Annotated in this window: 6 protein-coding genes and 1 pseudogene; all 7 read left to right on the top strand. The window is 51.3% G+C overall.

The features are described from left to right. Positions 1 to 178 (top strand): annotated as a pseudogene (locus VB081_RS15035) (dihydropyrimidine dehydrogenase); the annotation flags it as partial. 20 nt (positions 179 to 198) lie between these two features. Then, positions 199 to 1,611 carry a four-carbon acid sugar kinase family protein gene (locus VB081_RS09135; protein ID WP_323400511.1) on the top strand — a complete coding sequence of 471 codons (1,413 nt, stop codon included), beginning with the start codon at positions 199 to 201 and terminating at the stop codon, positions 1,609 to 1,611. Positions 1,612 to 1,615: 4 nt separating this feature from the next. Beyond that, positions 1,616 to 2,275, top strand: a complete 660-nt coding sequence (locus tag VB081_RS09130; RefSeq protein ID WP_323400510.1) for an aspartate/glutamate racemase family protein — start codon at positions 1,616 to 1,618, stop codon at positions 2,273 to 2,275. A gap of 108 nt (positions 2,276 to 2,383) precedes the next feature. Further along, positions 2,384 to 2,923 carry an RNA polymerase sigma factor gene (locus tag VB081_RS09125; RefSeq protein ID WP_323400509.1) on the top strand — a complete coding sequence of 180 codons (540 nt, stop codon included), beginning with the start codon at positions 2,384 to 2,386 and terminating at the stop codon, positions 2,921 to 2,923. Positions 2,924 to 2,990: 67 nt separating this feature from the next. Further along, positions 2,991 to 3,746, top strand: a complete 756-nt coding sequence (locus tag VB081_RS09120; protein WP_323400508.1) for an SIMPL domain-containing protein — start codon at positions 2,991 to 2,993, stop codon at positions 3,744 to 3,746. A gap of 169 nt (positions 3,747 to 3,915) precedes the next feature. Then, entirely contained in the window at positions 3,916 to 4,860 is a 945-nt protein-coding gene (locus VB081_RS09115; protein ID WP_323400507.1) for a sugar-binding transcriptional regulator, read from the top strand. A gap of 152 nt (positions 4,861 to 5,012) precedes the next feature. Beyond that, a partial coding sequence (locus VB081_RS09110) for a glycyl radical protein (RefSeq protein ID WP_323400506.1) occupies positions 5,013 to 7,165 on the top strand: 2,153 nt, incomplete at its 3' end.

The raw sequence follows: 7,165 nt of genomic DNA, 5'->3' as shown, positions 1-7,165 counted from the left end.
GCCGGAGCTTAAGACGCAGTCGTGGGGCGGCATTATTACAAATGAAGAAACGGGTGCGACGTCCATCCCCGGCGTATATGCCGGCGGGGACGCTGTGACAGGCGCTGCTACTGTTATCCTTGCGATGGGCGCGGGCAAGACTGCTGCGCAGAGCATCGATGAATATTTGAATAAATAGAGCGATAAGGACGGCATCAGATGGATTTTTGTATCATTCCCCCCAGAAGACCCGGCAGTCTCCAGGCGGAGCTGGAGCGTGCGGTAAAACAACAAAGTCAAAAAATTGTGGTGCTGGACGACGATCCGACAGGTACGCAGACAGTGCACGATATCCCTGTCTTTACTGAGTATGGCAAGGAAAGCGTGATGGCAGGCATGCAGGCAACACAGGATATGTTTTTCCTGCTGACAAATTCGCGCAGCTTTTCCGCGGACAAAACAGAGAGCGAGCATCGAAAGATCGCCCGCAATATTTGTGAGATGGCAGAGCAAAGCGGGCGTGATTTCTTGGTGATCAGCCGTGGAGATTCGACGTTGCGCGGGCATTGGCCGCTGGAAACAGCGGTTTTAAAAGACGAATTTATGAAAAACGGTCACTTTCTGGATGGTGAGGTCATCTGTCCCTTCTTTCCGGAGGGCGGCAGGGTGACGGCGGGGGATATCCATTATGTAAAACAGGATGAAGACTATATTCCGGCGGGTGAAACGGAATTTGCACATGACGCGACCTTTGGCTATCATTCTTCAAACCTGAAGGACTGGGTAGAGGAAAAAACGTCCGGCGCTGTTTTGGCGCGGGATGTGTGCAGTGTTTCGCTTGAAGAACTGCGAAGTGATCTTTCAGCGGTCAAAGAGAAGTTAATACATTTGAATGGCGGTATGATGATCGTCAATGCGGTGGAATATACTGACCTCGAAGCGTTTGTGCTTGCGCTGCTTGACGTGATGGCACAGGGCAAGCATTTTATTTTCCGTTCGGCGGCGGCGCTTCCGCGTGTGCTGGGACGTATTGAGCATTCGTCCTTTTTGACGGGCGAGCAGTTGTGCGACGGTTCTGGGCGGGGCGGACTGGTCGTCATAGGCTCCCATGTAAAGCGCTCTACAGAACAATTGAAGGATTTACTGACATTGCCGGAGCTGCAACCGATCGAGCTTGATTCGGACTTGGTGCTGCGGCCTGACTTGTTGGATGCGGAGACCGACCGTGTAAAACGGGAGGCGGAGGAAGCGATCGTTGCGGGGAAAACCGCGGTGCTGTATACAAAGCGCACGCTTCTTGATCCGGCGGACATGAGCCCGGAACAAAAACTTGCGTTATCCGTAAGCGTGGCGGACGCTGTTACGAAAACTGTGAAGAGTATTGCGCAGAGACCGTCCTTTATCATTGCCAAGGGCGGGATCACGAGCAGCGAAACGGCGACAGCAGCGCTGGGGGCAAAGCGTGCATGGGTACTTGGGCAGGCGGCAGCGGGCATACCCGTGTGGAAGCTGGGGGAGGAAAGCCGGTATCCAGATCTGCCGTATATTATTTTTCCGGGCAATGTGGGAGATGTGGATACATTAAAAAATATTGTCGCGCAAATACAAGGCTATCAAAAAAACAGGAGATAACAGGATGGGTAAATCGATTGCGATCGTACAGACAAGCGCGGTTTCGTCTGCGGAGCTTACCGCGCTGTGTAAAGAGATCATTCCGGAAGTGAAGGTGTGGGAGATCATAGACAGCAGCCTGATCGCGGAGGTGAACGCGAACGGAGGCGTTACAAAGGCGGTGCGCCGCAGGATGCTTTCTTACTATCAAAATGCGCAGTCGCTGGGGGTTGACGCAATTTTAAACCAATGCTCCTCGGTAAGCGAGGTGGCGGAGGAGCTCAAACAGATGATCGACGTGCCTGTTGTAAAGATCGATGAGGCGATGGCGCATGAGGCGGTGCGGCTGGGCAAAAAAATAGGCGTTGTTGCTACCGTGGAAACAACGGTAGGGCCAAGCTGCCGGCTCATTGAGCGCGCGGCGCTTAAGGCGGGTAAGGAAATCGAGATACAGAGGTATCTGGTTGAGGGCGCGATGATGGTTTTGATCGAGCAGGGCGACCGTGATCGGCACAACGAGATGGTGCTGGGCGAGGTGGAAAAAGCCGCGGAAAATTGTGATGTCGTCGTGCTTGCACAGGGCAGTATGACGGTGCTGCTGCCGCTGCTTACGCACATAAAGACACCCGTGCTCTCCAGCCCGCGTATGGGGATCGAATATTTGAAAGAGGTATTGGGCGAGTAACACAGAAATCTGCGCCGCAAAAAGGAGCTGCTTTGAAATTTCTGTAGTACCATGTTATAATAAGGCAGTTATTCTAACATCAAAACGATTCAGCTTTTAAGGGCGGTTATGCAGGAAAAAGAGTGGATACTGAAGGCGCAGAAGGGGGACGGCGACGCTTTTTGTGCGCTGATCGGTCAATACGAAAACAAAATATATAATATTGCGTATAAATTCATGCAGAACAGCTTCGACGCGCAGGACGCGGCGCAGGATGCGATCATCAAAATGTATGGAAGCATCCGCAAGTTTTCTTTCCAGTCTGCTTTTTCGACATGGATGTACCGCGTGGTGGCCAATACATGTCTTGATTTGTTGCGCCGGCGCAAGCCGTCCGTGCCGGTGGAGGAATACAGTGACGCTGTGGTAAGCAGGGAAGGGAACCCGGCCGAGCAAACGGAAAATAACGAGCTTGGCAGGAGCATCCGCGCAGCGGTGCAGGAGCTGAGCGAGAAATACCGCATGGTACTCATTTTGAAGGATATGGAAGGGCTGAAGTACGAGGAAGTAGCGGAAATCCTTTCTATTACGCCGGGAACGGTCAAGTCGCGGTTGTTCCGCGCCCGCGAAAAGCTGCGTAAAATTTTAGAAGAAAAACAAATCGTTTGATCTGTATGGAACATAAATCCTATTTGATGCGTCTAATGTGCAAAGATGTATTTGAGGAGGAATTGTCATGAAAAAAAGTTTGCTGGTAACGATCGCGGTTGTGTGTGTTGGTGTGTTCTTGATGGCGGGATGCGCACAGCGTCCGCAGCCGATCGATGATCAAACGGTGGCGCAGGCAACGGCCTCCGCTTCTGCGGAGAACAAACAGCAGGAACAAAGCACGCTTACGTTAAGTGCGACGGAGACCGTGAAGGTCGCGCCGGATGTGGCGTATGTCTCTATTGGGGTACGCACAACAGGAAGCAGCGCAGAAGAAGCGCAGCAAAAGAACGCGCAGATCGCAGAGAGCTTTCTTGGCGCGATCAAGGCACAGGGCGTGAGTGAAGATGATGTGCAGACGCAAAACATCAACATCTATCAGGACTATGAAGACGCGAAAAAAACGGTGATGGAAAACACTTACAAGGTCACAGTGAAAAATGTGGACTCTGTAGGAGCGGTGATCGACGCGGCGGCAGCGGCGGGCGCAAATTATACGTATTCGCTTTCGTTTGACGTACAGGATAGGGATACGGTATATATGCAGGCGCTGTCAAAGGCAATGGAGTCGGTGGGCGGCAAAGCAAAGGCAATGGCTATGGCGGGCGGTTATACGATCGTACGCCCTGTTTCTATCACGGAATCGGGTGCCGAATCCGGCGTAATGCCGTACGAATACGCGGCAGGGGCGATGGATTCGAAGCTAGAAGGCGCAGCGACGCAGGTTACGCCACAGGATATCGAGGTATCGGCAACCGTATCGGGGACGTACCTGATCCAATAGGCGACGATATCGTATGATTCGAAGGGCAGCCTGACAAAATTATTGCGGCTGTCCTTTTTTGTGGGAATTGACGCGATTTGTAAAACAGAGTAGAATAAGACATATTTTGAATGCAGGACGGGGAAAAGAATTGGCGAGGAAAAAGGCGGATGGTCAAGAAAGACCGGTAATGACCCGGAAGGATCTTTTGATCAGGGTTGCAAAGATGTATTACATCGAGCGCAAGACGCAGCAGGAGATTTCTGACAGCGTGTTTCTTTCGCGTTCCAATGTATCGCGGCTGTTAAAGACGTGCGTCGATCAGAAGATCGTCGAATTTTATATCAACGATACGTCGTCCATCGATCAGGAGCTGCAAAACAAGCTGAAAAAGAGGTTTGCGCTGCGTGACGCGATCGTGATCCCTTCGGAATCGGATCGAGACCTGACAAAGATGAAGCTGGGGGAGGCGGTCGCCGCTTATTTGCGTATGCACCTCAAAACAGGCATGACGCTGGGCGTGTCGTGGGGAACGACGCTTTATTATGTCTCATCCATGTTTAAGCACATGGCGGATACTTCGGTGGACGTGGTGCAGCTTGTGGGCGGCATGGGCGCTAAGAGCATCGATACGGACGGCAGCGAGATCACACGGCGCATCGCCAAAACTTTGAACGGGGACGCATACGTGGCGCGCGTACCGTATATCGTGCAAAGCAGGGAGCTGCACGACTTATTGTTGCAGGAGCCTGACATTAAGGGGCACTTTGAGCGTGCGGCAAAGGTGGATATCGCCCTTGTTGGCATGGGGGCGGCGCAAAAATCCCTGAGTTCTTCGCGCAGGGCGGGATATTTGAGCGACGCGGATATGGAAAAGCTGGAAAAGGAAGGCGCGGTGGCGGACATCTGCGGGATACAGATCGACGCGCAGGGTAAGCCTTGTGCGGAGGAGTTCAGCGGACGCATCATCGGTATCGGGTATGAGGCGATCCGGCGCATTCCGCAGGTGATGGGCGTTTCCGTTGGTGTGGAAAAGACGGACGCAATCCTTTCTTCTTTGAAAAGCGGGATCATCAGTGTACTTGCGATCGACGAGGCGGCGGCATTCTCTGTGCTCGAGCACGAAGGCGAATGACAGTATTTTCCATAAACTTTTAATTTCTTATTATTTCTTATAAAAACTTGTATTCTATAAAAAGTGTTGTTATACTATGGGTGTAACAACACTTTTTTTTGACGATATTTACAGGAAACACAATGGAATAAAAGGGCATTTGGAGGCGTAATATGGAAAAGATATTGAAAAGACGTACGCTGCAACTTGGACTCGATCCATCAGACGTACTTGCGCAGGATCATACCATTTATCAGAGGACGCAGGCGCAGCGAAAATCATTGATCGATACGATTCCGCATGTATGTATTGAGCGGGCAAGGATCGTGACGGAAGTATATAAGAATACAGAGAATCTGCACATCTTGACACGCCGTGCACGTGCCTTTGAAGCGGTCCTGCAGAAAATGAGCATTTTTATACTGGACGGTGAACTGATCGCGGGGCATCAATCGTCTAAGCGGCGCAGTGCGCCGCTGTTCCCTGAGTTTGCTGTGGAATGGATCAAAGACGAGATCGATATGTTTGAATCCCGTCCGCAGGACAAATTTGTGTTTCCAGAGCAAGCCAAAAAGGAATTTTTGGAGGAGATTTATCCTTACTGGAAGGGAAAAACGTTAGAGGACAACGTTTTCCAGTATATGACGGAGGATATCCGTGCGCTGCGGTTCGATTCGAGCGTATTTACGCTGGGCATTCATGAGAGCGGCGGCTTGGGGCATCTGATGTTCGACTATAATAAGGTACTGACGCTGGGCTTTGACAGCATCAAAAAGCAGATCGCACAGCAGATGGCCGACTTAAAGCCGTATGAGCCGGATTCTATGAAAAAGAAGCTGTTCTACGAATCGTGCATAACGATTTGTGAGGCAGTGATCGCCTTTGCGCGGCGCTATTCTGCGTTGGCACGTGAAATGGCGGAGCAGGAAACGGATCAAAAAAGAAAACAGGAACTGCTGAAGATATCCGAAAACTGTGCGCACGTACCGGAGTTTCCCGCACGTAATTTTTATGAAGCGCTGCAAAGCTTTTGGTTCGTACAGGTCATTCCACAAATATACGACAACGGTGTGTCTATCTCGCCCGGGCGGTTCGATCAGTATATGTATCCGTTTTATGAGCGGGATATTTTAGAAGGCAGGCTGAGCAAAGAAGAAGCGCAGGGACTGCTGGAGGCGGTATGGATCAAGTTTACTGAGCCGATCAAGCTTTACAATAAAGCAGACGCAGCCTTCTTTGCCGGATATCCGATGGGGCAGAATTTGATCGTGGGCGGGCAGGACGAGCTTGGATATGATGCGACCAACGATTTATCCTACAGGTGTTTGGAAGCGCACAGGCATATTCTTTTGGCACAGCCTAATTTTTCTGTGCGCCTGCATAACAGGTCGCCGCAGGAATTCAAAATCCGTGTGATCGAGACGGTAAAGTGCGGCAGCGGTATGCCGCAGATGGTAAGCGATGAGATATTCATACCCTCGCTGATGAAGCTGGGTGTTACATTAAAGGAAGCGCGTAATTATGCGCTGATCGGCTGCGTGGAAGCGGCGCCGCTTCACACATGGGGACGTTACAACGGCGGTTATATCAACCTGGTCAAGATGGTGGAGCTTGCCCTGACAAACGGGCAGTGCCTGATCTCCGGAAAGCAGGTATCTGTTTCGTCGGGTGAGGCGGCAGAGTTCAAAAGTTTTGAAGATGTGTTGGAGGCGTATCGCAAACAGGTGGAATATTGTACACAGCGATTGGTGACGTGGAATAACTATGTGGACATGGTACACGAAGAATATATGCCTACGCCTTTTACTTCTATGCTGATCGACGATTGTATTGCGCAAGGCAAGGATGTGACTGCCGGCGGTGCACGGTACAACTGGACAGGTCCTTCGGGCATTGGTATTGCCAACGCAGGCGATGCGCTCTATGCGGTGAAAAAGGCAGTGTTCGATGAAAAAATGATGACGATGGAAGAACTAGTCAATATGATGAAAACAGATTTTGAGGGCCATGAGGACACGCGGCTGTTCCTGTGGAACAAGATCGATAAATATGGCAATGACAAGAGCGAAGTAGACGATATTACTAAGCTGGCAGTGGATATGTTCTTAGACGAGCTGGAGAAGTATAACTGTTACCGGAACGGCCCGTTTGTAGCGTCTCTGCTGCCGGTTTCCTCCTATGTGGCGTTTGGCTGGATGACAGGTGCGTCGCCGGACGGCCGCCATGCGTGTGAACCGATCGCGGACGGCATCTCGCCGCAAAACGGCGTTGACGTGAGCGGGCCGACAGCGGCGGCGAAGTCTGTGGCGCATATCGACCATGTACG

The sequence above is a fragment of the Christensenella sp. genome (assembly GCF_034927525.1).
In the GTDB taxonomy this organism is placed as follows: domain Bacteria; phylum Bacillota; class Clostridia; order Christensenellales; family Christensenellaceae; genus Christensenella.
Note: the sequence above shows the minus strand (reverse complement) of the source record. Positions and strands in the feature narration are given on the sequence as shown.